At 55.8% G+C, this 25,987-nt stretch carries 21 protein-coding genes; 7 read left to right on the forward strand and 14 right to left on the reverse strand.

What is annotated here, in order from left to right; all coding sequences use genetic code 11:
* Positions 1 to 953: 953 nt before the first annotated feature.
* Entirely contained in the window at positions 954 to 3,698 is a 2,745-nt protein-coding gene (locus tag LEP6406_RS30305; protein WP_008316649.1) for a PAS domain-containing sensor histidine kinase, read from the forward strand.
* Positions 3,699 to 3,889: 191 nt separating this feature from the next.
* Here LEP6406_RS30305 and LEP6406_RS0213080 read toward each other — a convergent pair whose 3' ends face one another.
* From LEP6406_RS0213080 to LEP6406_RS28000, 5 genes are all read right to left on the reverse strand, one after another.
* A complete protein-coding gene (locus LEP6406_RS0213080) occupies positions 3,890 to 4,606 on the reverse strand; it encodes an HAD family hydrolase (protein ID WP_008316646.1) in 717 nt (238 codons plus the stop codon).
* 43 nt (positions 4,607 to 4,649) lie between these two features.
* Entirely contained in the window at positions 4,650 to 6,437 is a 1,788-nt protein-coding gene (locus LEP6406_RS0213085; protein ID WP_008316644.1) for a putative 2-aminoethylphosphonate ABC transporter permease subunit, read from the reverse strand.
* A 426-nt stretch (positions 6,438 to 6,863) separates the two neighbouring features.
* Positions 6,864 to 8,057, reverse strand: a complete 1,194-nt coding sequence (locus LEP6406_RS0213090; protein ID WP_008308686.1) for a putative 2-aminoethylphosphonate ABC transporter ATP-binding protein — start codon at positions 8,055 to 8,057, stop codon at positions 6,864 to 6,866.
* Positions 8,058 to 8,152: 95 nt separating this feature from the next.
* The gene (locus LEP6406_RS0213095; protein ID WP_008308688.1) at positions 8,153 to 9,292 is read right to left on the reverse strand and encodes a putative 2-aminoethylphosphonate ABC transporter substrate-binding protein; all 1,140 of its coding nucleotides are present in this window, start codon (positions 9,290 to 9,292) and stop codon (positions 8,153 to 8,155) included.
* A gap of 113 nt (positions 9,293 to 9,405) precedes the next feature.
* Positions 9,406 to 9,966, reverse strand: a complete 561-nt coding sequence (locus LEP6406_RS28000; protein ID WP_008308690.1) for a GspH/FimT family protein — start codon at positions 9,964 to 9,966, stop codon at positions 9,406 to 9,408.
* A gap of 232 nt (positions 9,967 to 10,198) precedes the next feature.
* Here LEP6406_RS28000 and egtB point away from each other — a divergent pair, with 232 nt between their 5' ends.
* On the forward strand, positions 10,199 to 11,521 hold the full coding sequence (egtB, locus tag LEP6406_RS0213105) for an ergothioneine biosynthesis protein EgtB (RefSeq protein ID WP_008308691.1): 1,323 nt from the start codon (positions 10,199 to 10,201) through the stop codon (positions 11,519 to 11,521).
* Positions 11,522 to 11,715: 194 nt separating this feature from the next.
* Positions 11,716 to 12,693: an L-histidine N(alpha)-methyltransferase gene (egtD, locus tag LEP6406_RS0213110; protein WP_008308692.1), complete on the forward strand. Its 978-nt coding sequence runs from the start codon at positions 11,716 to 11,718 to the stop codon at positions 12,691 to 12,693.
* Here the strand turns inward: egtD and LEP6406_RS0213115 are convergent.
* Both LEP6406_RS0213115 and LEP6406_RS0213120 read right to left on the reverse strand, forming a co-directional pair.
* Positions 12,679 to 14,184: an AtzE family amidohydrolase gene (locus LEP6406_RS0213115; protein WP_081748077.1), complete on the reverse strand. Its 1,506-nt coding sequence runs from the start codon at positions 14,182 to 14,184 to the stop codon at positions 12,679 to 12,681. The genes egtD and LEP6406_RS0213115 overlap by 15 nt on opposite strands.
* A gap of 43 nt (positions 14,185 to 14,227) precedes the next feature.
* On the reverse strand, positions 14,228 to 14,431 hold the full coding sequence (locus LEP6406_RS0213120) for a DUF4089 domain-containing protein (protein ID WP_008308694.1): 204 nt from the start codon (positions 14,429 to 14,431) through the stop codon (positions 14,228 to 14,230).
* A gap of 198 nt (positions 14,432 to 14,629) precedes the next feature.
* Here LEP6406_RS0213120 and LEP6406_RS28005 point away from each other — a divergent pair, with 198 nt between their 5' ends.
* Together LEP6406_RS28005 and pip are read left to right on the forward strand one after the other, a co-directional pair.
* Complete coding sequence (locus tag LEP6406_RS28005; protein ID WP_008308695.1) at positions 14,630 to 15,775, forward strand: mechanosensitive ion channel family protein; 1,146 nt, start codon at positions 14,630 to 14,632, stop codon at positions 15,773 to 15,775.
* Positions 15,776 to 16,160: 385 nt separating this feature from the next.
* Entirely contained in the window at positions 16,161 to 17,108 is a 948-nt protein-coding gene (pip, locus tag LEP6406_RS0213130) for a prolyl aminopeptidase (RefSeq protein ID WP_008308699.1), read from the forward strand.
* Positions 17,109 to 17,192: 84 nt separating this feature from the next.
* Here the strand turns inward: pip and pstB are convergent, their stop codons facing one another.
* From pstB to LEP6406_RS0213160, 6 genes are all read right to left on the reverse strand, one after another.
* Positions 17,193 to 18,002: a phosphate ABC transporter ATP-binding protein PstB gene (gene pstB / locus LEP6406_RS0213135; protein ID WP_008308701.1), complete on the reverse strand. Its 810-nt coding sequence runs from the start codon at positions 18,000 to 18,002 to the stop codon at positions 17,193 to 17,195.
* A gap of 181 nt (positions 18,003 to 18,183) precedes the next feature.
* A complete protein-coding gene (pstA, locus tag LEP6406_RS0213140) occupies positions 18,184 to 19,092 on the reverse strand; it encodes a phosphate ABC transporter permease PstA (protein ID WP_008308326.1) in 909 nt (302 codons plus the stop codon).
* A gap of 52 nt (positions 19,093 to 19,144) precedes the next feature.
* Complete coding sequence (gene pstC / locus LEP6406_RS0213145) at positions 19,145 to 20,113, reverse strand: phosphate ABC transporter permease subunit PstC (RefSeq protein WP_008308324.1); 969 nt, start codon at positions 20,111 to 20,113, stop codon at positions 19,145 to 19,147.
* Positions 20,114 to 20,269: 156 nt separating this feature from the next.
* A complete protein-coding gene (gene pstS, locus LEP6406_RS0213150) occupies positions 20,270 to 21,400 on the reverse strand; it encodes a phosphate ABC transporter substrate-binding protein PstS (RefSeq protein ID WP_008308322.1) in 1,131 nt (376 codons plus the stop codon).
* Between the two features lie 489 nt (positions 21,401 to 21,889).
* On the reverse strand, positions 21,890 to 23,236 hold the full coding sequence (locus LEP6406_RS0213155; RefSeq protein WP_008316145.1) for a sensor histidine kinase: 1,347 nt from the start codon (positions 23,234 to 23,236) through the stop codon (positions 21,890 to 21,892).
* An 8-nt stretch (positions 23,237 to 23,244) separates the two neighbouring features.
* Positions 23,245 to 23,928 (reverse strand): response regulator transcription factor, encoded by a 684-nt coding sequence (locus LEP6406_RS0213160; RefSeq protein WP_008316147.1) that lies wholly within the window; start codon positions 23,926 to 23,928, stop codon positions 23,245 to 23,247.
* A gap of 223 nt (positions 23,929 to 24,151) precedes the next feature.
* Between LEP6406_RS0213160 and LEP6406_RS0213165 the strand changes: the two genes are divergently transcribed.
* Both LEP6406_RS0213165 and LEP6406_RS0213170 read left to right on the forward strand, forming a co-directional pair.
* On the forward strand, positions 24,152 to 24,541 hold the full coding sequence (locus LEP6406_RS0213165; RefSeq protein ID WP_008316149.1) for a hypothetical protein: 390 nt from the start codon (positions 24,152 to 24,154) through the stop codon (positions 24,539 to 24,541).
* Positions 24,542 to 24,657: 116 nt separating this feature from the next.
* Positions 24,658 to 25,614, forward strand: a complete 957-nt coding sequence (locus tag LEP6406_RS0213170; protein WP_008316152.1) for an SDR family oxidoreductase — start codon at positions 24,658 to 24,660, stop codon at positions 25,612 to 25,614.
* Positions 25,615 to 25,742: 128 nt separating this feature from the next.
* Here the strand turns inward: LEP6406_RS0213170 and LEP6406_RS0213175 are convergent, their stop codons facing one another.
* On the reverse strand, positions 25,743 to 25,952 hold the full coding sequence (locus tag LEP6406_RS0213175; RefSeq protein ID WP_008316154.1) for a hypothetical protein: 210 nt from the start codon (positions 25,950 to 25,952) through the stop codon (positions 25,743 to 25,745).
* Between the last annotated feature and the right edge of the window lie 35 nt (positions 25,953 to 25,987).

The raw sequence follows: 25,987 nt of genomic DNA on the forward strand, positions 1-25,987 counted from the left end.
GAGCTTTGAGCAAGCGTTTTGTTTCGTGGGTTACGCTTCGCTTCACCCACGCTACGAGGATCTTCAAAAATCAAATGGGATTGCTATAGCCCCCTCGGAGACTTTCCAAGTCGTGTCAATAACTGATCCCAATATGACAACCTGTCGCCATGCCAGAGGCTAGTGCTGGGCAGCGTAAATACTCTGACCGTTTCATCGCGGCACACTCGGACCCTCACCGTTCGGCTGAGCTCACGCCGAAGCCCTAACCCTCTCCCAGGGGGAGAGGGGACTGGAAAATGTTGGGCTGGCGCGACAATAGTGGGCTGATTTATGCCCTGCGGCACTAGTGCTGGGCAGCGTAAATACTCTGACCGTTTCATCGCGGCACACTCGGCCCCTCACCCTAGCCCTCTCCCAGGGGGAGAGGGGACTGGAAAATATTGGGCTGACGTGACAATAGTGGGCTGATTTATGTCCTGCGACACTAGTGCTGGGCAGCGTAAATACTCTGACCGTTTCATCGCGGCACACTCGGCCCCTCACCCTAACCCTCTCCCAGGGGGCTGCTGTGTACACATATTTCTGGAAGGGTGCTGATGCCCCTTGCAAACCCCCCTTAATCCCCCCTTGTAAAGGGGGGAAACTCTAGTCCTCCCCCTTTACAAGGGGGAGTTAGAGGGGGTCAGGCCGGGATGCCCATCAAACAGTGACTTATGTGTACACCGTAGCCCAGGGGGAGAGGGGACTGGAGAATGTTGGGCTGACGCGACAATAGTGGGCTGATTTACACCCTGTGGTACTAGCCACGGGAATGTCACATTTATCTCCTAGCTTAAGAGTTGAGCTGGTTCATCTGTTTAATACTCACGTCATAACAACCTTCACGAATAAAGCAGAACTGCTGTCATCTTTTCGGAACCTATTCATATCTATTGTCAACATTAATTTAAGACATTGCTGGAGATAGTCACATGTATAATTCCTCATTTGTTAGATCTACCGCTATGTCTGACCAGTGGCAACTGTCGCAGCAGGAGACAGAACGGAGCTTGACGGAAAGTGACACTCGCCTGCAAGAACTGCTGGATAACCTCCCTGGTGTTGTGTATCGCTGTCACAATGACCGGGATTGGACCATGGTCGTGCTCAGTGATTGGGTTGAGGATTTGTGCGGTTATGCCGCCTCAGACTTTATCTACAATCGGGAACGGACTTGGGCTAGCTTAATTCACCAAGAGGATGAAGACGGGGTGGCCACGGCGGTCGAGGCCGCGATCGCAGATTGTCGCCCCTACGAGTTGGAGTATCGCATTTGGCATCGAGATGGCACCGTGCGCTGGGTCTATGAAAAGGGGCAGGGTTCCTTTGGTGCCGATGGGGACTTGCAATACCTGAATGGGGTCATGCTGGACATCACGGCCCGCAAGGAAGTAGAGGCCCGTCTCCAGCAAAGTGAGGCCACGAATCGGGCGTTAATCCAGGCAATTCCCGACTTGTTACTCCGCATGGGAGCCGATGGTACCTATCGCGATCTGGTCGCTAATCCCGGTCTCAATCTGGTGTCTCTCAACCTAGATGCAGAAGGCGCAGAACCGACAGTAGCGGCCACCTTGCCGTCAGATTTTATCCACAATCGCCTGCATTACTCGGCCCAGGCGCTGGCGACCGGCACTGTTCAGATTTATCAGCAAGCACTACGGATCGGGGCTGGAACTCGCTATGAGGAGGTTCGCATTACCCCCTGTGGTGTTGATGAAGTATTAGTCATGGTGCGGGATATCAGTGAGCAGCAGGCTGCATTCCTCAATCTCAAACAGACTGAGGAACAGCTCCAGCAGCTTAATGCTGAATTAGAACAGCGGGTGGCAATCCGAACCCAGCAATTGCAAGCCTCTCAGCACAAGCTGTTGATGATGATTCAGCAAACTCCCTTAGCCGTGATTGAGTGGGATACAGACAATTGTGTTCAGGCGTGGAACCCCGCTGCAGAAAGCATGTTTGGCTATAGTGCCACCGAGGCAATGGGACGCAAGGCTAACTTCCTGATGCCCCTAGGGCTACAAGTACAGGTTGATGAGCTGCTGGGGTCTCTCCAGCAACAACAGCAAGGTATCCGTACTACCAACATCACCCGCAACGGTAAGCTGCTCACCTGTGACTGGTACAGTACCGCTCTTACCAATGGTGCGGGCCAGGTGATTGGGGTCGCCTCTTTGATTCTGGATATTACAGAGCAACAGGAGGCCACGGAAACATTACGGCTCCGGGAAATCCAAATGCGCCGCCACCAGGTATGCATCTCTCACTTGGTGCGCGATCGCGTTTCAGAAAAGCTGAGTTTTGAGAAATTTGTGGCTCGATTGTTGGAAACAGCAGCCCATGCCCTGCACTGCAATGTGGGCCTGTGGATGATGGCTGACGACCAACTGCAATGCCGCGACTATTACAGTCCCAGCACAGGGCATAGCATCCTAGAGTCCTTACCCTTAGGGGCATTATCGAACTATCTGACTATTCTTGCCTCAGGGCGCACCATTGCTACAGCAGATATTGCCACCGACCCGCGCACCCAAGATGTGTCAGCGATTTACGGCCCAACCACAGACGTACTAGCACTGATGGACACAGCCCTTTGGTTCCAAGGGGAAATGGTGGGTATTCTGTGCATTGAATCTAGTGGCAAGGCAGCTCGCCAATGGACCTTAGAGGAAATAAGCTTTGCCGATGCCCTCGCAGATTTGTTGACTTCAGAAATGGAAGCTTGGCAAAGGCGGCAGGCAGAGTTAGCCCTAAAAAAATCGGAGTTGGCGCTGCGGGCTAAGGCGACAGAACTTCAACGCACCCTGGATGAGCTACAGCGCACCCAAGCTCAGGTGATTCAAAGCGAAAAGATGTCTAGCCTGGGGCAACTGGTGGCAGGAGTCGCCCACGAAATCAACAATCCAGTGAACTTTATCTACGGCAACCTCACCCATGCCCATACCTATACCACCGACCTCTTGGGCCTGATTGATCTATATCAGCAGACCTATCCCGAACCCACTACGGAGATCTTGGCGCAGACCGAGACCATTGACCTCCCCTTTGTGGCCGTAGACCTGCCGAAACTCCTCTACTCCATGAAGGTGGGCGCAGATCGCATTCAGGAGATTGTTGCCTCTCTGCGCACCTTTTCCCGCATGGATGAGGCTGAAATGAAGGCAGTGGATATTCACGCTGGCATTGACAGCACCCTCATGATTTTGCAACACCGCATCAAGGCTAAATCCGACCGGGTCGAAATTAACCTCCAGTGCGAATACGATGACCTGCCCCCCGTAGAATGCTATGCCGGTCAGCTCAATCAGGTTTTTATGAACCTGCTGAGCAATGCGGTTGATGCCCTGGAAGAAGGTCTCGAAAGCCATAGTCTTACAGAACCACCCAAAATTATCGTGACTACAACCCTAGTAGACGACAATCAAGTCAAAATTGCGATCGCAAATAACGGCCCCGGTATTCCTGATGCCCTCAAGGCCAAAATCTTCAACCCCTTCTTTACCACTAAACCTATTGGCAAAGGTACAGGCATGGGGCTCTCTATCAGCTATCAAATCATCACCGAGAAACACAACGGCACCCTAACCTGTCTTACCCCAGTCACTGGTGGCACCCGCTTCGAGATCGTTATCCCTCTACAGCAGCCAGAAATCCTTGCCAGTGATCTAGCCTCCTAAATCCCCCAATGCTGGGGGATTTTAGGAGGCTAAGGGGGACCGATACAGCATTTTGGGGTGGCAACCGAGAGAGAGATATACCCTAGTGGTCTGTCAAACCTAATTTTGTAGGTTGGGTGCAGCGCTAGCGGAACCCAACATGGCCCACCAATGTCGGGCGGTTGGGGATGGTAGCGATCGCTTCTGTAGGCTTAGTAGTCCTTCAGCATCCCTGGCAATTCTGCTAGGGATGCTAACAGCCCTTGATGGGCATGGGCCGCCAGTTCAGCCCTAGTATGGGTGCCGTTGGTTACCCCCAGGGCGAGACGACAATGGGCATTGATTCCAGCGGCTAAATCCGAGGGGGTATCGCCAACGGCAACCACCCGCTGGGGATCGGTAATGCCCAATTGGTACATCGCCTTCTGAATCATGTAGGGGGCCGGACGACCTTCCTGGCGATAAATTTCCGACGGGGTGACCGATACCTGAATCGGACTGTCAACCCCGCCCACATGGTCGCCATTCAGCCCCTGAAGCCAGCCCAAGCGATCCAGAATAATATCCGTCACCTCCCGGTAAAAGCCCGTATTCAGGCCAATGGCAATGCCCCGGCTATGGAGCCAGTCAAACACCTCTAAACAGTGGGCTGTGGGCACCACGGGCTGAGTTTGATAGTGGGCTTCTAAAATCCCTCGAAATATCTGATAGGACTGATCAACTTGGGCCTCATCCCGCTGACCCAATTGCTGATCCCACAGGGTTTCAAACACTCGCCGCTTGGGTAGGCCCATCATGGCATTCACCTGGGCCGGATCAGCCACCAGCCCCGTTTTTTCGGCTGCGGCCATAAAGCAGGCTTCCACCTCCCGCTGATCCTGCACCGTCGTCCCTGCCATATCAAACACAACCAATTGAACTGGTGCCATGGTGATTCACCTCAACGTAAATTTTGAGCTGTTAGGATTTTAGTCATCCTCCTTTACCTTGCAGCCAAGCTTGGGATTGTTGCTTCAACCCCTTGGTGGCGAACCCGTACAGACCGCGCACCGTCAGACTAGTGACCACCACCAACGTAGACATGGCCGCTGCCGCTGCAATATTCCCCGCGTCATCCAGGTTGATAATGGCCACCGCTGCCATCGGCAATGTCGGCGGATAGAGGAAAATCAAGGCCGATACCGTCACCATCGTATTGACGAAGTAGTAGACGCTGATGTCCAGAATGGCGGGCAGAGCTAGGGGCACTGTGACCCGGAAAAAGGTTTTATAAAAGGGCACCCCCATGGAGGCCGACACCGCTTCAAATTCCCCATCGATTTGCTTGAGGGCGGTGGTGGCGGTCAAAAAGCCCACGGTGTAAAAGTGGATGGTGTGAACAATTACCAGCAGCGCCATGGTGCCGTAGAGACCATGGAAGGGATTGTGGATGGCGATGCCCAATCCCGGCAGGGGCCAGATGGGATTGTTGAAGAAAAAGACGTAGGCAATCCCCAATACTAGCCCCGGCAGGGCCAAGGGCAGGGTGGAGAGGAAATAATTTAGCGATCGCAACCACCGCAGACCGGGGCTTTTTTCAATTAAATAGGCCGACGTGAAGACGACGAGGGTGCCAAATATGGCAGTGTAGCCAGACATGCGGAGGCTGTTCCAAAAGGCTCCATAGCCGCCGCCCCCCACCCGGCTAAAGTCGTAGTTACGCAGGCTGAGGGAAAAATCGTAGGGCCAGAGCTGCACCAGGGAAGCCAGAACCACCGTGGCAAACACCCCCAGGGCTAGGGCCACAATGGTTCCGCAAAATCCCAGCATGAGGCGATCTAACACCGGCTTGGGCTTGGGCTGGAGGGGAACCGCCTTGGCGCTGATCAGGGCCGTCTGTCGTCGCTGCACCAAGCGATCGATGACAAAGGCAAACACACTGGGAATCAGCAGCAGAATGCTAATCGTCGCCCCCATGGAAAAATTCTGCTGCCCCACCACCTGCTTATAGATATCCGTCGCCAGAACGTTGTAGTCGCCCCCCACCACCTTGGGCACCCCAAAGTCCGTAAAGGCCAAAATAAAGCAGATAAAAAAGGCACTGATCAGGCCATATTTAACGCTAGGAATCGTCACTTTGAAAAAGGTTCTCAGGGGAGGATCCCCCAGGACCTCCGCCGCTTCATAGAGGCGGGCATCGGTCAGGCTCAGGGCCGTCAGCAGCAAAATCACCGCCTGGGGAAAGCAGTAGAGCACTTCACCAATGATGATGCCGTTGGCCCCGTAGAGGTTGATGTCCCAACCAGGCAACAGGCCAAAAAATCCCCGTGTCACCAAGCCCTGATTGCCAAATATATAGATCAGCCCAATGGCATTGGCCAGGGGGGGAATGTACAGGGTCAACAGCCCCATGGTCTGGAAAAATCGCTTGCCTACCATGGCGGTACGGGTCAGGGCATAGGCGTAGATAAAGCCCAGCACTACAGAAATGACGGTGGTGGCAAAGGCAATATAGAGACTGTGGTAAAAGGAGGCTTCTAGGGACGGCGTATTGAAGTATCGGGCATAATTCCCCAGGCCGATCCAGGTGCCATCCCGTGCCTGCAAACTGCGGATAAACAACGGCCAGAGGGGCAGAATCACGCTGGAAACCAGCCACAGGACCGTCACTACCAGCAATCCGCCCCGAATCCAGTCGTCTGAGGTGGCGACCTGCTGGGATTTGGGTCTCAGATGTGCGATCGCGCGCTGGAGGGCGGGTAGGTTGGGAGTTGTGGTCATGGGAGGGAGGTGATGGGGTGGGTGGGTGATGGGGTGATGGGGTGATGGGGTAGAGATCCCGTAGGGGCAATCCCTTGTGGTTGCCCGGTGCGTGCGGGTGACCGATATTGGGCTTTGGCGTGGGTGGATGAGCGGTAGGGGGGCGGTTTCCGCGCCCAATGCAGTTAGTAGGCCGGGTCAAGCGTCAGCGCGACCCAGCAATTTGCTGGAGGTTCTGCCTCCTTGCTGATGGGGATAAGGGGACGGGTTCCTGAGCAAGATCTCTCTCCTCTTCCCAAGCTGGTGGGGATAAGGGGACGGGTTCCTGAGCAAGATCTTTCTCCTCTTCCCAAGCTGGTGACTAGGAACCCGTCCCCTTGGCGTCCCCTTGGCAGCAAGTTCACCCTTCACCCTTCACCCTTCACCCTTCACCCTTCACCCTTCGCTCTATGACATCGAATCCTGACTAGAAAAAACGCGGATCAACTCCGGGGGAAATTGAATTCTCAAGACCATATCGGGCTTGAGATCCAGGGTGCGGGATTCCTGGGCCGAAATTTCCACCACCACCGTTTCCTTGGCGTTGCCATCGGGGCTGAGCAGCACCCGGTAGCCAGAGCCCAAAAACTCAAAGGACTGCACCTGGGCTGTGAGGGTATTGGCCGTTTCTACCTGGTTTCCAGCCGGTAGCACCCGGATATCCTCTGGGCGGATGGCCACATGGGCGACCTGGTCCACCGGCACATCATTAGAGGGCGTCTCTAGCACCACATTGCCGCAGCGCACCTGATCCGCTGCTACCACCACTCCACCCAGAAAATTCATCACCCCAATGAAATTGGCCACAAAGGGGGTGCTGGGATGCTGATAGATGGCGCGGGGAGTGCCTACCTGAGCAATGATGCCCTTGTCCATGACCACGACGCGATCTGCCATGGCCAAGGCTTCCGACTGATCGTGGGTGACCATCACCGTCGTCACCCCCAGTTGCTTTTGCAATCGAGCGATCTCGGTGCGTAGCTTCACCCGGACCTTGGCATCCAGGGCCGACAAGGGTTCATCCAGCAGCAACAGACTGGGGGAAAGGGCCAGGGCACGGGCCAGGGCCACCCGCTGTTGCTGTCCCCCCGACAGTTGGGAGGGATACTGGGGAGCAAACCCCTCTAGCCCCACGAGATTTAGCAGTTCCGTGACGCGATCGCGGATTTCAGCCTTGGGTTTGCGGGTATTGTGCAAGCCGTAGGCCACATTTTCCGCCGCCGTTAGGTTGGGAAACAGGGCGTAGGACTGAAAGACAATGCCAAAGTCTCGCCGGGACGGAGGCAAGCGGGAGACATCCTGATCCTTTTGAATCACCCGCCCTTGGCTCTGGGTCTCTAACCCGGCGATGATGCGCAGCAGGGTGGTTTTGCCGCAACCGCTGGGGCCAAGGAGACAGACAAACTCCCCTGGATACACGTCCAGGTAGATATTCTTCAGGGCCACAAAGGGGCCAAAGTTCTTGTGGATGCCCTCTAGCTGGAGATAGGGAGAGGGGGGCTCCGTCCGAGAACGGGGCTGGCGGTTCGCAGCGGAGGCTGTGCCAGTTGCCGCTGGGGACTGGGCAATATCCGTTATGGATCTGGGCTCTGGAGCCACCATGGAAAATCCTCGAAAAAGGGCAAAGGCCAGATCAAGCCGGGGGGCTGGACGGCCCCTTCGACTCCGTTCAGGGGCCAGTCCAGCAACTCAGGGAATTACCCTTCCTTGGGCTCAGACTTAGCGTCGTAGCGCTTCGTCCATTCCTCTAGAATGCGATCGCGGTTTTGCGCCGCCCAGACTAGATCATTGTCAATGAGCTGGGCCACGGGGTCAGCGGGGAAGCCTTCCGGGATGGGTACCGAGGTTTCTACCGCCGTGATGGCGAAATTCTGGGCATACAGCTCAGAGACATCCGCCGAAATGGCCCAGTCCAGGAAGGTTTGAGCTTCCGGCTTGATTTCAGCCTTCTTGATCAAGGCATTGGCCTCTAGATCCCAGCCCGATCCCTCCTCGGGGAACACGGGTTCAATGGGTTCGCCGTCATTCTTCTGGCTCACTGCCCGGAAATCAAAGGAAATGCCGATGGCATATTCCCCTTGACCCGCAGCGCGACAGGGCCGGGAGCCGGAATGCATATACTGAGCCACATTCTCGTGGAGGGCATCTAGGTAGGCCCAGCCTTCCTCTTCCCCCTTGAGCTGAAGCATGGCGGAAACCGACAGATAGCCGGTACCGGAGGACGCCGGATTGGACATGACAATCTGGCCGCGATAGACCGGATCCGCTAGGTCTTCCCAGGAGGTGGGGATGGGTAGGCCCAGTCGCTCCGCTTCCACGGTGTTGACACAGAAGGCAGAACTCCACACGTCAATACCGACCCAGTGGGGAGGATTGCGATCGTCCCGGAATCGGGGGTTTACTTTGTCCAGACCCGCCGGGGCATAAGGTTCTAGTAGCCCCTCTTCATCAGCGATCAGCAGGCTGGAGGCGGCGGTTCCCCAGACCAAATCAGCTTGGGGATTATCCTTTTCTGCCAGCAACTTGGCGGTGATGATGCCGGTGGAGTCCCGGACGATATTGACTTCAATATCGGGATATTCACTTTCCCACAGGGCCATGTAGTCTGCCACTTGGTCATCTTCCAGGGCGGTGTAGACCGTCAAGGAGGCACTCCCGCCCCCAGCAGCGGCAGCCGGGGCTTCCCCGTCCTGTACTGCATCGGGATTGGCCACGCAGGCGGCAGTGACCAGGGTGATAGTGAGAGCCGAAACCAAAAAGGCGACGAAGCGCAGCCATTTCACCCGAATAGAATGCCGGGTTTCTCCCCAGCGCGACCCATGAGCCCAAGGTCTCATAACGTTAGCGTCCTACGAAAATATCCTCACAACAGTAAAGGGGTAAGTTTATCGGAACACAGGAAGAAGTTTATCGAAAGACTAAGTCCAGGTTAAAGAGCAAGAATCTCACACTAATAGCAATACCGTCCGCTGCTGTTGGGATAGAGTTTCTCCGAGCCCTTGCGACTAGCTCCCAGTAGCGTGGATACCACCACACATTGCTTTTTGCCAAAACTATTGGCTCCAACTACGGTCACCGTTCCTAGGCGAGGTCTGGGTTCTCCCAAATGGGTGAAGTACACGTAGTACACGCCGTTGGCTGCAATCAGTGTGGTATCGGGGTTATCAATCGTGACGCGATGGTGGAGGCGGGTCCAATTCGTCACGGTATTGGCGGGCTGATCATTGGGGTGGACGGTCCACTCCCAATGATCAGTCTGTTGGCGCAGACTAAAGCGCCACGCACTACGACTATTGATCGCGCTATTTTGGGCGGATTGAATCCCTTGGTGGACCTCATCGCGAGCCACTTGGATTTGCCGATTGGCTAGGAATACGAACCAAGTGGGGGCCGCGATCGCGGCTAAAATCCCGACAATCACCAGCACTACGATAATTTCGATGAGCGTAAATCCGGAAGTGCGATCGCGTAGCAACCATCGGTTTCCCCGATGTTTTAATACTTCAACCATAGATTTTTCCTGCACCCTGCCCGTTTCCCCAACCTGCCTGGAGCCCATTCGGCGTCACCATCGTAAAAATACGGATGAAAGATTGCAGACGAGTCGGATTTCGGTATTTTAACGGGGTTTTTACGGCGATTGCCACTAGCTTTTGGCCAATCCATCCCACAGGACTGCGCTGGAAAAGTCTGCCACAATAACCAACAGTGCCGCCCCGTGGCCGCTGTTTAGCTGCTTCCCTATGATCCTTTCCTCCCCCGCTGCCCCCACCCTAAAACCGGGGCTGTACAGTCAGTACCAAGCCGTGCGCAACCTCAGCGAAGTCCTGTGCCAGCCCTTAGAAATCGAAGACTATGGCATCCAGGGCATGGCGGATGTCAGTCCTCCCAAATGGCATCTGGCCCATACCACCTGGTTTTTTGAGACTTTTTTACTGCACCCCTATCTACCGTCCTACCAGGGGTTTCACCCCACCTACGGCTATCTGTTCAATTCCTATTACGAGGCGGTGGGGGCACGCCATCCCCGGCCCGAACGGGGACTGCTATCGCGGCCCACGGTGGCGGATGTTTATCGCTACCGAGCCCATGTGGATGAAGCGATGGAGACGCTGCTGCACCAGCAGGGGGATCATCCCGCTGTGGTGGCCCTGACCACGTTGGGCATACACCACGAACAACAGCACCAGGAACTGCTGTTGACGGACCTCAAATACAATCTGGCCCTGAATCCACTACACCCCGCCTACCGTCCAGCGATTCCATCTGCTAGCCCATCTGCTAGCCCCAGTCCCAGCCCCCTGACATTCATTGAGTTTGCTGGCGGGCTCCACACCATTGGTCATCAAGGCTCTGGGTTTGCCTTTGATAATGAAGGGCCTGCCCACCGGGTCTATCTGCAAGACTTTGCCCTAGCGTCGCGCCTGGTAACCAATGGGGAATACCTGGAATTTATCGCCGCTGGGGGCTACCGAACCCCCGAATATTGGCTCTCGGAGGGGTGGGCCATAGTACAAAGCCAGGGCTGGCGGGCTCCCCTGTATTGGGAGCAACGGCAGCAGGATTGGGAACCAGGGGAGCAGCGGGACCAGGAGGAACAGCCCCAGGGCCAGTGGTGGACCATGACCCTGAGCGGTCTGCACCCTCTGGACCTGGCTGCTCCTGTGAGCCATATCAGCTATTTTGAGGCCGATGCCTTTGCCCAGTGGCGGGGTTGCCGACTGCCCACGGAAGCCGAGTGGGAGGTGGCAGCAGCGGGGGTACCCATTCAGGGGAATCTACTGGCGGCTAACGCGCTCCAGCCCCAAGCAGCCCCAGGGCTGGGCGGATTGGAGCAACTCTATGGCGATACCTGGGAGTGGACCCAAAGCGCCTATTTGCCCTATCCCGGCTTTCGCCCTGCTGCCGGTGCGGTGGGGGAATATAACGGCAAGTTTATGTGTAACCAGATGGTGCTGCGGGGTGGCTCCTGTGTGACGCCACCCGGTCACATTCGCCCGACCTATCGGAATTTCTTCCCCCCCAGTGCCCGCTGGCAGTTCAGCGGTCTGCGGCTGGCTCAATAGGGTGATCGGGGCATCAACGTAAGCCGAGCCAATATTGGCTCCGAGGAATTCAGGAGTTAGGAGCCAGAATTCAATACTCTCCTAACTCCTAGCTCCTACTCACGAGATTTGTTCCGCTTTGAGTTGATACCCAGGTGATCGCTCTAGGTTATCCGTTCTCTGTTCACTGACCGGTTCACATTGAAGGATTTTTTATGGTTGCTCGCCTTAGCTTTCAGACCCAGCGATTTCCCGTTAAGCTGTACGATTTCCATCCCCCGGTAGAGGACTTTCGTAGTGCCGTGCTTGAGGGTTTGAGCCTGCCTCAAAAGGCAATTTCTCCTAAGTTTCTCTATGACAAGCGCGGATCTGAGCTATTTGATGCCATTTGCCAACTGCCGGAGTACTATCTCACCCGCACGGAGAGGGGGATTTTGCAGACCCATGCCCACCCCATCGCCACTTGTCTCGGGGGGCACACCTTGGTGGAACTGGGTAGCGGTAGCAGCCAGAAAATTCGGATTTTGCTGAAGGCTGCTCCCCAGGTGCGGACCTATGTGGGGGTCGATATTTCGCGACAGCACTTGCAGGAGGCTTGTCTGGCCCTGATGCAGGATTTTGATGCCCTGGATGCGATCGCAGTTTGTGCCGACTACACCCAGCCCCTGCCGGTGGAGCAGATTCCTGAAATTCGGGACCACCGCACCCTGGGCTTTTTCCCAGGGTCATCCATTGGCAATCTGGAGCCGATGGAGGTGGTGACCTTTCTCAAAACCATGGCGGTGCTGGGGGAGCTGATCGTCGGCGTGGATTTGAAAAAGTCCGCCACTATCTTAGAGCCCGCCTACGACGACGCCCAGGGCATTTCCGCCGAGTTCGCCCTCAATCTACTAACGCGCATGAACCGGGAGTTGGGGGCGAATTTTGAACGCCAGCAGTTTACCTACCAGGCTCCCTACAATCCCCAAGCTGGACGCATTGAAATGGCGATCGTCAGCCGATGCGATCAGACCGTGCGCCTGGGAGAGGCGGAGATTCACTTTAGCCGGGGCGAAACCCTACGCACCGAGCATTCCTATAAATACACGATTGAGGAATTTCAGTTGCTAGCGATGGAAGCGGGGTTTCAGCCCATCCAGGTGTGGACCGATGCCGACCAGTTCTTTAGCCTGCACCACTTAAAGCAGATCTAAACCTTGTCCAAGTCCAGAAGTGGAGTTTTCTCGGTGGGGAAACTCCAGATTTCGATCTGGACTTGGTATGGGATCCTGAATTATGCCTTGAGTTTGAATTATGCCTTGGCTTTCCAGCCAAGCTGCCACCTGTAAAATCCGGGCTTCCTGGTAGGGGGCGGCCACGATTTGAATGCCGACGGGTAAGGGTCCTACGTCCCTGACGGGAACGGATAGGGCGGGGAGACCAATAAAGGAGAGGGGCTGGGTATAGAGTCCCAAGTGGGGCCGCACCAATACCGATTCCTCCAGAATGGTCATGGTTTCTTGATCCACAAAGGGGGCGACGCAGGGGGTAGTGGGAGCCAGCACAATGTCCACAGTTTGAAAAAGCTCCTGAACCCGATCGCGAAACCAGCGCCGAAACCGCTGGGCTTGCAGGTACCAAGGGCTAGGAATGAGGGCTCCGGCGAGGAAGCGATCGCGGGTGGCGGGGTCAAACTCCATGGGTCGTTGCTGGAGACGCTGGAGGTGCAACTGGCTGCCTTCGCAGGCGGTAATCAGGTAGGCGGCGGCCCGCGCCCGTGCCGCTTCTGGGAACGTGACGCGCTGGGTCGTACCCAGGGCGGTTGCTACTTTTTCCAAGGCTGCCGCGATCGCGGGTTCCATGCCTCGGGCAAAGTGGTCGTCAGCAATCGCGATCCGCAATCCATCGGGGGATTGACCCAGGGCAGCCACCATCGCTGCTGGTGGCCGCTGGGTACAGACGGGATCGCGAGGATCTGGTCCCTGCATGGCGTCCAGACTGGCTGCCGTGACCCAGAGGGAATTGGCCAGGGGACCGATATGGTCCAAACTGGCGGAAAACAGGTAGGCTCCCCCCCGAGAGAGACGGCCATAGGTGGGCTTGAAGCCATAGACGCCGCAGAGCCCTGCCGGAACCCGAATCGAGCCATTGGTGTCGGACCCGAGGGTGAGGGGGACTAGCCCCGCTGCCACCGCCGCCGCCGATCCCCCGGAGGATCCCCCCGCGACCCGGCGCGGATCGTGGGGATTGGGGGTGGTGCCGTAGTGGTGGTTGACGGTGACAAAGCCGTAGGCGTATTCGTCCATGTTCAATGCCCCTACGAGCACTGCCCCGGCAGCTTCGAGACGCGCGATCGCAGTGGCATCTTGACGGGCTGGAGCATTGCCCTGGTTAATTTTGGACCCCGCCAGGGTGACCTCTCCGGCGATGTCGTAGAGGTTCTTGACCGCAAAGGGTACTCCCGCTAAGGGACCGACGGGCTGTCCGGCTGCGATCGCGGTATCCACCGCAGCGGCCTGTTTTCGGGCACGGTCAGCGGTGAGGTGAGTAAAGCAATGGCAATCACCAGGGTCGCGGACCGGCCCTTGGCCATCGCGCCGCTGAATCTGATCGAGGGTTGCCTCCACCACATCGCGAGCCATGATTTTGCCCTCTTGAACGGCTGTGGCAATGGCCTGGGCATCCATTGGCCTGGGGATATTCATTGGGGTATTCTCTGGAGCACCTATTGGGAGATCACGGGGGGAATCACAGGGTACCGTCATGGGCCGATCCCTCCGGGTCAAATATGGGAGCGGGCTCGTCCGTCTCCCCTAAGGGAAAGTCGAGCACGGGCTGAGCGATCGCCACAATCCGGTCAAAGTTTTCCACCACACTGGGCAGGATGACTGCGGGAATCTCTAGGTGCAGAAGGGCGGCGGTGGTTTCGACGTAGGCTTGCCAGGGGGACATGGGGAGTGGGGTTATAGCAGCGGTTTTAACCGCCGTGAGTCTAGCCTGCGCAACGATGGTAGCGCTACTTCCGCCGCGCGGTACCAAAGGTTGGTTTCGAGGGTTGGGAACCCTCGAAACCAACCTTTGGTAGATGTCATTGCCGAGGAAATGGAGGATTATTTATCCCGTAGATTGAATTGGATGCAGAAAAATTTCATGTCCACCGACTTTCTCCAGCTTGTCTGGCTGGGCAATACTGTTGCCGACTATGGGTTGGCCCTAGGGACGTTGGTTGTCGGGCTACTCGCGATCGCACTTCTAAGTCAATGGGCGATCGCCCGTCTCCAGGCTTGGGCGAGTCGCACGGCCACGGATCTGGATGATCGCCTGCTGCACTTGATAGAGCGGCCCTTGGTGCGCCTGCTATGGCTAGGGGTGTTGTACGTCAGCCTCAGTAACCTCACCCTGCACCCCATTTTGCAAGACGGCTTTAACGCCCTCTGCATCGCCCTAGCGACCCTAGGTGTAGTGCAACTATTAAGTTCGCTGGTGGAATATGGTGTGCGGGTCTACTGGCTAGGTCGCCGGGGAGATGACACCCTAGGACAGAGTTTGAATGCCCTCGTACCCGCCCTCAAGGGGGTAGTGTGGGCCGTGGGTTTTGTGTTTTTGCTAGACAATCTGGGCTTTGACATCTCCGCTGTGGTGGCCAGTCTGGGCATTGGTGGACTTGCGATCGCATTTGCCGCCCAGGGTATTCTCGGAGATCTCTTCAGCTACTTTTCCATCATCCTGGATCGCCCCTTCGAGATTGGCGACTTCCTCGTCGTCGGGGATATGGTGGGCACCGTTGAACAGATAGGCATTAAAACCACCCGTCTTCGCAGCCTCACCGGAGAAGAGCTGATCGCCGCCAATACGGACCTGACCAACTCCCGCATCCAGAATTTTCGGCGGATGCGGCGGCGGCGGATTGTCTTCACCCTAGGCGTCACCTACGAAACGCCCCAGGCCCAAATCGAAGCTATCCCCAAGCTGATTCAACAGGTCATCGACGCCACCGAAGGCGTCAGCTTCGATCGTGCCCACTTCAACAACTTTGGTGACCACAGCCTCGACTACGAAGTGGTGTATTTTGTCGAAACCAGTGACTACACCACCTACATGAACGCCCAGCAAACTATCAACTTTGCCCTCAAGGCCAGCTTTGATCAAGCAGGCATCGAGTTTGCCTATCCCACCCAACTGCTCTACTTGGCCCAAGTCAACGACCAGGGGGCGATGACCCCAGGTCCGTCGGAGGCCATGGCAACCCCCAATGGCCATGGTGCAACGGCCCCAGCCCCCCAATTCCAAGGGTAGGCGGGTCTCCAACGTGACGAAAATCCCTAGAAACTGTTACCAGGATCACAACCGGGAGCAGGCTGGGTCACGGGGGTTGCTTCATCGTTTCTTTACCATAGGGGTAAGCGTTGAGAAGCCTAATGATGTCAACCCCCTGTAGAAAGCCCCTCAAGCTCAATCCCTTCATTACCTACCGCGATCCCAACACCGGTAAGTGGATCGTGGTAAAGGCGTAGCCCCCGGATCTCTCATCCAGCAAGGGGGCGATGTTCAGCCTTCCGCCCCAGATCTTTCCGCCATTTCCGACCGCAGGACATCTCTGCTGCCGATAAACCTGTCACAATAGCCGAATCCCTACGTCTGGCTTTTGGTAAAGGGAAGCGGACCCCTCTTGCACCTTGTAATGCGTGACCTATACCCGCCCATTGCCCCCTATCGGGTCGAGTATCTACCCGTTTCTGATCGCCACACCCTTTACCTAGAAGAAAGCGGTACACCCACCGGAAAACCCGTAATTTTTCTCCATGGTGGTCCTGGCGGCGGCAGCATGGCCCTATACCGCCAATTTTTTGACCCGACCCAGTGGCGCATTATCCTGTTTGACCAACGGGGTTGTGGGCGCAGTACCCCCTACGCCGAGTTGCGAGACAACACCACCTGGGATTTGGTGGCGGATATGGAGCGCATTCGCACCCATCTGGGCATTGACCGCTGGGTTCTCTTTGGGGGCAGTTGGGGCAGTACCCTAGCCCTGGCCTATGCCCAAACCCATCCCCATCGTTGCAAAGGGCTGATTTTGCGCGGCATTTTTACGCTGCGATCCGAGGAAATTCAATGGTTTTATCAGTCGGGGGCAAGCTTTCTGTTTCCCGATGCCTGGGAAACCTACCTGGCCCCCATTCCCCCCGAGGAGCACCACGATTTGGTGGCAGCCTATTACCGCCGCCTCACCAGTGAAGATCAGCAGACACGGCTGACGGCGGCGCGGGCCTGGTCTATCTGGGAGGCCAGTACCAGTAAGCTCATTCCCGATCCTGCCCTAGTGGATAAATTCAGGGAGGATACCTTTGCGGCAGCCTTTGCCCGAATTGAGTGTCATTATTTTGTGAATAGGGGCTTTTTTAAGTGCGATCGCTACTTGCTTGACCACACCCAGTCGCTCCGCCAGATTCCAGGAGTGATTGTTCAGGGCCGATACGACGTAGTCTGTCCCCCCCAAACCGCCTGGGAACTGCATCGGGCTTGGCCAGAGGCCGAGTTTTTCCTCATTCCTGATGCGGGCCATTCCGTCACAGAACCCGGCATCATCCACGCCCTAGTCGAAGCCAGCGATCGCTTTGCCACTCTATAGGCTTGCCGGTTCGCGGGTCTTTTCGGTTCGAGAATATGGGAAGCGGCGGTTGGAAATCGCCGCTTCCCAACAACCAAATCTGCCCTACCCAAAGCGCCCGCTGACATAGTCCCGCGTACGCTGGTCTTGGGGAGAACTAAAGATTTTTTCCGTCGAGCCAGTTTCCACCAGATAGCCAACCCGTTGTCCTTTCTCCACAGCTTCCGCATTAAAGAACGCTGTGTAGTCAGAAATTCGAGAAGCCTGCTGCATGTTGTGGGTCACGATAACGATGGTGAAGTCCTTCTTCAACTCCGCCATCAGCTCCTCAATCCGCAGGGTAGAGATGGGATCCAAAGCCGAGCAAGGCTCATCCATCAGGATCACATCTGGCTTCAATGCCACCGCCCGCGCAATACAGAGACGTTGTTGCTGACCACCGGACAGGGACAGGCCACTTTCCTTCAGCTTGTCCTTAACCTCATCCCACAGGGCCGCAGAGCGTAGGGATTTCTCTACCACTTCATCCATGTCCACTTTCATGCCATTGATGCGCAGTCCAAAAGCAATGTTGTCATAGATGGACTTGGGAAAAGGGTTGGGCTTTTGGAACACCATGCCAATGCGTTGACGCACCACTACGGGGTCGATTTCTTCCCCATAGAGATCGATGCCATGGTAGGAAATTTTGCCCGCGACCCTGGCTCCGACAATCAAATCATTGGTGCGGTTAAAGCAGCGCAGCAGGGTACTCTTACCGCAGCCAGAAGGGCCAATAAGGGCAGTGATCTTATGGGTCATGATGTCCATATTGACATCCCGAACTGCCAGAGTGTCGCCGTAGTAAACTTGGACGTTTTCCACCTGGAAAACTCGGCGAGTTTCAACCGCTACATTGTCTATCTGTCCTTGCATGGGAACCTCATTGAGAAATCAGTAACGACTATCCAGAACCTAGTACTCTGCGGCGGAAATACCCTGGCCGTTCCATCGTGGCACACCTCGGCCCCTCACCCTAGCCCTCTCCCAAGGGGAGAGGGGACCGGAAAATGTTGAGATGGCGCGGCAATAGTGGACTGATTTACGCCCTGGGGTACTAGTAAGTTCTAACTCGTGTAAAGAAGCGGGCAGTAACACTGAGGATGAGCACAATTGCAACCAACACCATGGCCGCAGCCCAAGCCAAGTCCTGGGAAGCTTTGTAAGGAATGATGGAGAAGAAGTAAATCAACACCGGCAGGGTGGAAACCGGCCCCCAAACATCGGTAGACCAAAAGTTGTTATTGAAGGCAGTAAACAACAGAGGAGCGGCTTCCCCAGCCGCCCGAGCCACACCCAAAATCACCCCAGTCACAATCGCTGGCAAAGCACAGGGAATTACAATCTTGCTCACCATCTGGAAGCGAGTTGAACCCACTGCTAAAGCCGCCTGACGCATCTCATTAGGCACAAGTCTTAACGCTTCTTCTGTTGTCCGCAAAATTATGGGCAGCATCAGGACAGCCAAGGCTACCCCCCCAGAAAAGGCTGAGAACCTGCCGGTGGGAATTACCACAACACTGTAGGCAAACAGACCCATGAGAATGGCCGGTACCCCGGTCAGCACGTTGGCTGAAAACTTAACCAGATAAGCAATGCGGGTGCCTTTACCAAACTCAGCTAGATAAACGGCGGCAATCACCCCAAAGGGAACCGCAATGGCAATGGCAACTCCTAGGGTAAGTAAGCTACCAATAATTGCATGGCCAAATCCCCCTTCCGTCAGTCCAGGGGGGGGAGGCAGTTCGGTAAAAGTAGTAGGCCACTTGAGCTGGTTAACACCTCGACTGGATACATTCACCACGACGGCAATTAGGGGAATGAGCACAAAAGCCGTGAACACGATGGTCAAGGTGGTGAGAGCCTTTCCCAAGATATAGCGGCGAGGATCCATCGCTTTCTTGGTCAAGACTAGTTGATCGTTCCCTGCCGTGGAAAGGGAAGGCTGGTTTTCTGAAGTTGCCATAATGTCTCTACTTGCGATCGCTCAACGACATTCATTACGAAGTACTCAGTCCTTAACGTTCAATGTTTTGGAACTGGCGGATGATTAGCTCCGCCATAATGTTGACGATCAAAGACAACACCATGAGCACTAAACCGGCATACATCAAGGAAGATACCTGAAGCCGACCGGCCTCACCAAACTGAGACGCAATCAAGCCCGTAATCGTTGAACCGGGCTGCAAAATCGAAGCACTAATCCGGTTGGCATTGCCTACCATCATGGCCGCCACCATGGTTTCCCCTAGGGCGCGCCCCATGGCCAACATGACTGAACTGATGATGCCAGATAGACCAGCAGGAATCATCACCCGCAAGATAGTTTCCCAGCGAGTTGCCCCCAGTGCCAGTGCCCCATTGTGCAAATCCCTGGGCAGCGCCTCAAAGGTGCTGCGGGTGATGGAAATGATGATGGGCACAATCATCACAGACAGTACCAGCCCCACAATCAAGAGGTTATTGCCCCGAGGCGTGCCCCCACCAAAAATGGGAATCCAGCCCAGGGTGGTGTTGAGAAAACTGAAGAAGGGTCGCAAAAAGGGAATCAGAACAAAGAGTCCCCATAGGCCCAGTACCACACTGGGAATGGCAACAATTAGCTCAATGGCAAAGGCAATGGGAGTGGTAACAAACTTGGGAACAAAGTCTTCCGTTAGGAAGACTGCCACCCCAATTCCCACCGGCACTGCAATCAACAGGGCAATGAAGGAGGTGACCAAAGTTCCATAGATCTGTGGCAACACCCCGAAAATATTAGTAACGGGGCTCCAAGATGTGGTCACTAAAAAGCCCAACCCAAACGCCTGAATTGCAGGGCCAGCAGAAATTGCCGTCTGCACAATCACCCAAATCAATACTGCCCCTGCGGCCACAGCCAAGGTCAGAGTCAGCCCCCAAAACCCCATATCTATAACGCGAGTGGGGCTGTTTTTCTTTCTTAGCGTTTCCCGTGAAAGTGCCTGAAAATCTTCAGCCAGTGCCATAAATTCTCCTCAATTCCGTTGCCACTTAGAGGCTGGGATTTCAACCTAGCTGAACTCCGTGGCTCAATGCCTCATCCACACAGTACCCTGCCAATTCTACCCTGAAACCAGAACACCCCTAAAGTCGGGGTGTTCTGGGGGTTTATGGGGGCAGAATTAGCCTGCTTCTACTTCGTCAAGCGCTTCCATGATGCGGTCAACCAAAGTTGCGGGCATGGGCACGTAGAAGAGTTCTTCGGTGAGGGCAACCCCATCAGGGCTGAGGGTCCACTCAATTACCTCTTTGAGTGCTTGCCACTTTTCGGCATCCTCATATTCGCGGTAGACCATCACCCACACCAGACCAGCGATGGGGTAAGCATCGGGGTTAGCAGGGTCAGGTACCAGTAGACCGAAGTCATCAGGGACTTCCTCTCCTTCAAACGCTAGGGAAGCGTTGGCGGGTAGGGTTTCAGGATAGTTCCCGGCTTGGTTTTCAATCCGAGATACGGGAATATCGTTCAACTGGGCATAGGCATAGGAAAGATAGCCAATGGCTCCCTCGGTTTGCTGGATGCCAGCAGCAACCCCTTCATTCCCTTGACCACCGATGCCAACGGGCCATTCGATAGAAGTCCCCACACCCGCTTGCCACTGGGGGCAAACGGTATCAATGTGGTTAGAGAACACGAAGGTAGTACCGGAACCATCGGAACGATGTACCCAGGTGATTTCCATGTCAGGGAAATCTAGGCCGTCGTTGTCACCCGCGATCGCGGGGTCGCTCCAATTGGTGATGTCACCATTAACAATGCCGCAGTAGGTTTCGCGGGAAAGACGCATTTCGTCATCCCCAATACCAGGAATGCTATGGGCAAAGACTACATAGCCACCCACCAAGGGCAACTGGAGAGGCTCGTAGGGGTAAGCATCGGAAAAGGACTTCATCCGATCTTCGGAGTCGGTGATGGGAGCCTCGCTGGCCCCAAAGTCCACGGTGCCGTTGATGTATTGCTCTAGACCAGCCCCACTCCCCACGGACTGGTAGCTGACCTGCACGGAGGAGTCAACTTCCCGGTTATAGGCATCAAACCAACGTTGGAACAGAGGGGCAGGGAAGGTAGCACCCGCACCACTGATGTCGATGGTGCCGCCACCGCCGCCAGCAGTAACCGGAGGAGCATCGTCACCATCTGCCGTGGGGGCATCCCCAGGGCCACAAGCTGCCATAGATAGCAGGGTGAGGGAAGCGGCGGTGGCTAGCGCTGTCGTGCGCTTGAAGCTGAAACGAGTGAAAGAAGCCTTCATGGTTAAAATTTTGGGGTTGTGTAACAACTCATGGGTGGGCGGTGGCCCAAAGGGCCTACCGAGCTTCCCAGGGAAGTAGGTTTAGAAAAGGAGGCAGACGGATAGTCATGTGAGGGAGTTTTGATTCAAAACTCGCTATCTACCCGATCCAGCCTCCGGGTTCAGGGTTGCATAGGAAAAGGACAGAAAAAGGACAAGGAGGGGGGGCGTATTGGGGTATTGGGGTGATGGGGTATTGGGGTGATGGGGTATTGGGGTGATGGGGTAAATCCCGTAGGGGCGGGTTTAGCCCGTATGTAGCGGGTAATTCAGGATGGGAGGCTCAAAACCCGCCCTGTTGTTGCCGGGTGGTGGAGTGATGGAACGAGAGTCCGTCATTCCGACCAGCGGGAGGAATCTCGGTCTTGGCGACAGAGGAAAGTTTCTTGGAAGACGCTAGCTGAGCGGAGTCGAAGCTAGCATGTGTAGCGGGAATTGCGAGAATTGGTATTACGCCAAGGGTAGGGTGACTCGAAAGGTGGAGCCGATGCCTACTTCGCTCTCGATTTGGAGGGTGCCGTCGTGGGCGGTGATGATGTGTTGGGCGATGGCAAGGCCAAGGCCAAAGCCGCCATCCTGGCGCGATCGCGTTTGGCTAGTTCGATAGAAGCGATCGCAGATGTGGGGCAAGTCTTCTGGGGCAATCCCAATGCCTGTATCGGTAACAGTGACAATGGCTTGGTGGGGCTGCGTGGAGAGGGTGATGGTGACGGTACCGCCAGTGGGGGTATAGCGACAGGCATTACTGAAGAGATTGCCGAGGGCTAATGCCAGCAGCTCGCCGTGCCCCATGACGATATAGGACTGGACAGGCAAGATGGCTTCCCAGGTGAGCCCAGTTGCGATCGCGCTATGGCCATATTCCCCGGTCAAGCAATTGACCAGATGGGTAAGATTCACCGACTGTCGCCAGGGCAGCAGATCTGGCCCCTGGGTGCGGGCCAAGAGAAAGAGACTATTTAAGAGACTGGCCAGGGATTGACTCAGGGTAACAATGCGCTCTAGGCGCAGCCGTTGCTCCTGGGGCTCCGTTGCCATCAGCCCCACCTCGGCATTGTTGAGGATGGCGGCAATGGGACTGCGTAACTCGTGGGAGGCATCACTGGTGAACTGCTCTAGAGACTGATGGGAGCGGCGGAGTGGCTGCATAGCCAGCGCCCCAAACCCCCAACTCACCAGCCCAATAAACCCGACCCCCAGGGGCAAGGCAATGCTAAAGCCCAAGCGAGATTGATCTAAACTCTGGGCTACGGGCGCTAAGGGCACCGCCACCTGCAAATACCCCAGGGTTTGCTCTTGATAGACCAGGGGTAGGAGCAGTTGCCGCACCCAGAGCGAGGTCGTAGCCTCTCCTAGTGAACGGCTGACAAACCCCAATTCCGTCAAATCAAGGGGTTCTACAGCACTAGGAGGAACCCCCGAAAACCGTTGCAATTTCCCCTCGGCATCGTACCAGCGAATGTAGACAAGGTCACTCTCCAACAGGGGAGCTTTGCTGCCTAAGCGCGGAACATAATCTAGATCTATCTCTAAGTCTTCTAAGGTCTGCCGGTTTTCTCCATTTCTTAGGAGAATTTCTGACGAAGATGGCACCTGAAACTGCCCTTCTAAGGACAGGGAGGAAGGATAGCGAATACTGGCTGCAATGATGCGGGCCTTACGATGGACCCCTTTATCTAGGGCCGCTAGTTCGCTGAGCACATCTAGAAAATAGAGACCACTGCCGATCACCACCAAAATAGTGCCCATTACCAGCATGAGCCCTTGGGCTAGGGTGCGCTGACTCCGGGTAAACATGGTAATCGCTAACAACAGCCGCTAGGGGGATGTAGACGGTAACCCATACCATAGATGGTTTCGACCCAGTCCGAAGCTTCCACCGCCTTGAGCCGTTGGCGCAGCCGTCGCACCAATTTGGACAGGGCGTTGCTCTCAGGCTCGCCACCCCATTCCCAGAGGGCATTGTGGAGTTGGTCGTGGGTCAGCACTTGGTGGGGATGGCGCAGGAGGTATTCCAGTAGCTGAAACTCCCGCTTGGACAACTGTACCGAAGTTTGGCCCCGCTCTAGGGTGAGGTTGGCTAAATGGAGCCGTAGATCCTCTAGGCTCAACACATCCCCCTGCCAGAGAAAGGGCCGCCGCCCCAAGGCCCTAATCCGGGCCATGAGTTCCCCTAAACTGGCGGGCTTAACTAGGTAGTCATCGGCCCCAGCATCCAAACCCGCAATGCGATCGCTGACCGACTGCCGCGCCGTCAACATAAGGACAGGAGCTGCCCGCCCCGCCTGCCGATATTGGCGGCACAGATCTACGCCACTGATCTGGGGCAACATCCAATCTAAGATCAGGAGATCGTATTCTTGACTCGTCAGGAACCACTGGGCAGTGGAGCCATCGGTGGCAGCATCTACCACATGCTGTTCCCGCATCAGCGCTGTCTGAATGGGCTCCCGTTGGGCGAGATCATCTTCAGCCAGTAGGATTTTCATGGGATGGGCCAGGGCTATTGTTCTCCCTACCCTATAAAGCGAAGTTAAACTTTTGGTTAAGGTCCGGCGGGCTTAGGGCGTGTGGACAATTAAGGGGGCACCCCCTGCGGGGTAGGCAGATGACCCCGCCCGCCCTACTGAATCAAGCTAGGGGCTGTAACCGCCCCATAACCAGAAATCTGGCTTTGATTGTCCACAGCCCCTAGTTCCCCGGAGTGCCCCTGTGAAGATTTTCAAGGTTTTGAATCGCTTGGCCCCTGCGCCTCCAATCGGTTGGGAGTTTTGGGTACCCCTCCCCCTCATCGGTCTCCTGCTCTGGAGTTTTGGGGGCAGGGTGACCCAGGAACAACTTCGGCGCAGCCACCGTTCCATCGCTCCCCTTGCGATCGCGCAGCCCCCTGCCGAGGCTACGGATGTTTTGATCGGCAAGGCCATCATTCGTTCCCATCATCTGACGGAGATTGAAGTGCTCGTCCTAGAGCCCGTCCCCCGTTTGCTGAAGTTTTACTGGCCCCTGACGGATCCCAGGCAGATCGAGGCAGCCTTGGCCGAATACTTTAACCAGTCCCCCGAAGCGGTGCAGGTCTGGTTACGCTTTGAGCTGAGAGATTAAGGGCTGGAGATGCCCAGCCTAGAAGATGGAATGGGGTGCTTTTGAGATCATTCCCCAGAGGGGCGGGCATGATCTGGTATGGTTAGAAGAACGTAAACTTTTGTTTCCTTGCTCTCATGAAGCTGCTGGTAATTGGCGGAACGGGTACCTTGGGCAGACAAATTGTCCGGCATGCCCTAGATCAGGGGCACGAGGTTCATTGCCTGGTGCGCAGCTTTCAGCGGGCTGGGTTCCTGCGGGAGTGGGGAGCCCGCCTGTTTCGGGGAGATCTGTGCAAGCCCGAAACCCTACCACCGGCCTTCGAGGGGGTAGAGGCGGTAATTGATGCGGCTACGGCGCGACCTACGGACGCTATTGAGCAGGTGGATTGGCAAGGCAAGGTCAATCTGATTCAGGCGGCGAAGGCTGCTGCTGTCGAGCGGTTTGTCTTTTTCTCCATCCTGGATGCGGAGAAATATCCCCACGTTCCCCTAATGGACATCAAGCGCTGCACAGAGAAATTCTTGGCGGAGTCGGGGGTGCCCTACACAATTTTGCGGCCCTGTGGTTTTTTACAGGGGTTGATCGGTCAGTATGCTATTCCCATTCTGGAAAAGCAGGCGGTGTGGGTGATGGGAGAAGCGGCTCCCATCGCTTATATGAATACTCAGGACATCGCTCGATTTGCGATCGCGGCTTTGGCTATCCCCGAAACCACCAACCGCAGCTTTCCTCTGGCGGGTAGTCGAGCCTGGGGAGCCTACGAAATTGTGCGTCTCTGTGAGCGGCTGTCGGGCCAAGAGGGCAAGGTATCGCGTATGCCCCTGGGGCTGATGCGGAATGTGCGCCGCCTCGCCTCCTTCTTTCAGTGGGGTTGGAACTTGGCAGATCGTCTGGCCTTCTCTGAGGTGATTGCGGGCAGTGAGCCCATCACCGCCCCAATGGACGAGGTCTACAGCACGTTTGCCATTGATCCAACAGAGATCACCACGGTGGAAGCCTACATGGGTGACTACTTCAGCCGCATCATGAAGAAGCTAAAGGAGCTGGACTACGATCGCGACAAAGCCAGCAAGAAGAAATTACCGTTTTAAGACGGATCTAGGGGCTGTGGACAATCAAAGCCAGATTCCTGGTTATGGGGTGCTCACAGCCCCTAGCTTCAGTCAGTAGAGCGGGCGTGGTCATGTCTACCCTGCAAGAATTTCCTCTTAGCCCCTACCTAATCCATGATGATGACCCTGCCTACCTGAATCGCGTCGAATAGGCGATTGATTTGGCGGCGTTCATCTTCGTCAATAGTGCCATCCGCTAAGACCAGATCGTACAGATGTTTGTACTGTTCATTGGTCACCTTGCGGCTACGGATTAACTGATCGACTAGAGCGTTCACCGTTAGAGTTGTGTCTTCTCGATGGTCGGCCACGGGCATCTCCTAGGGGTGTGGGGGTGTGAGAGTGGGGGGTG

The organism is Leptolyngbya sp. PCC 6406, assembly GCF_000332095.2.
Classification (GTDB): domain Bacteria; phylum Cyanobacteriota; class Cyanobacteriia; order Phormidesmidales; family Phormidesmidaceae; genus PCC-6406.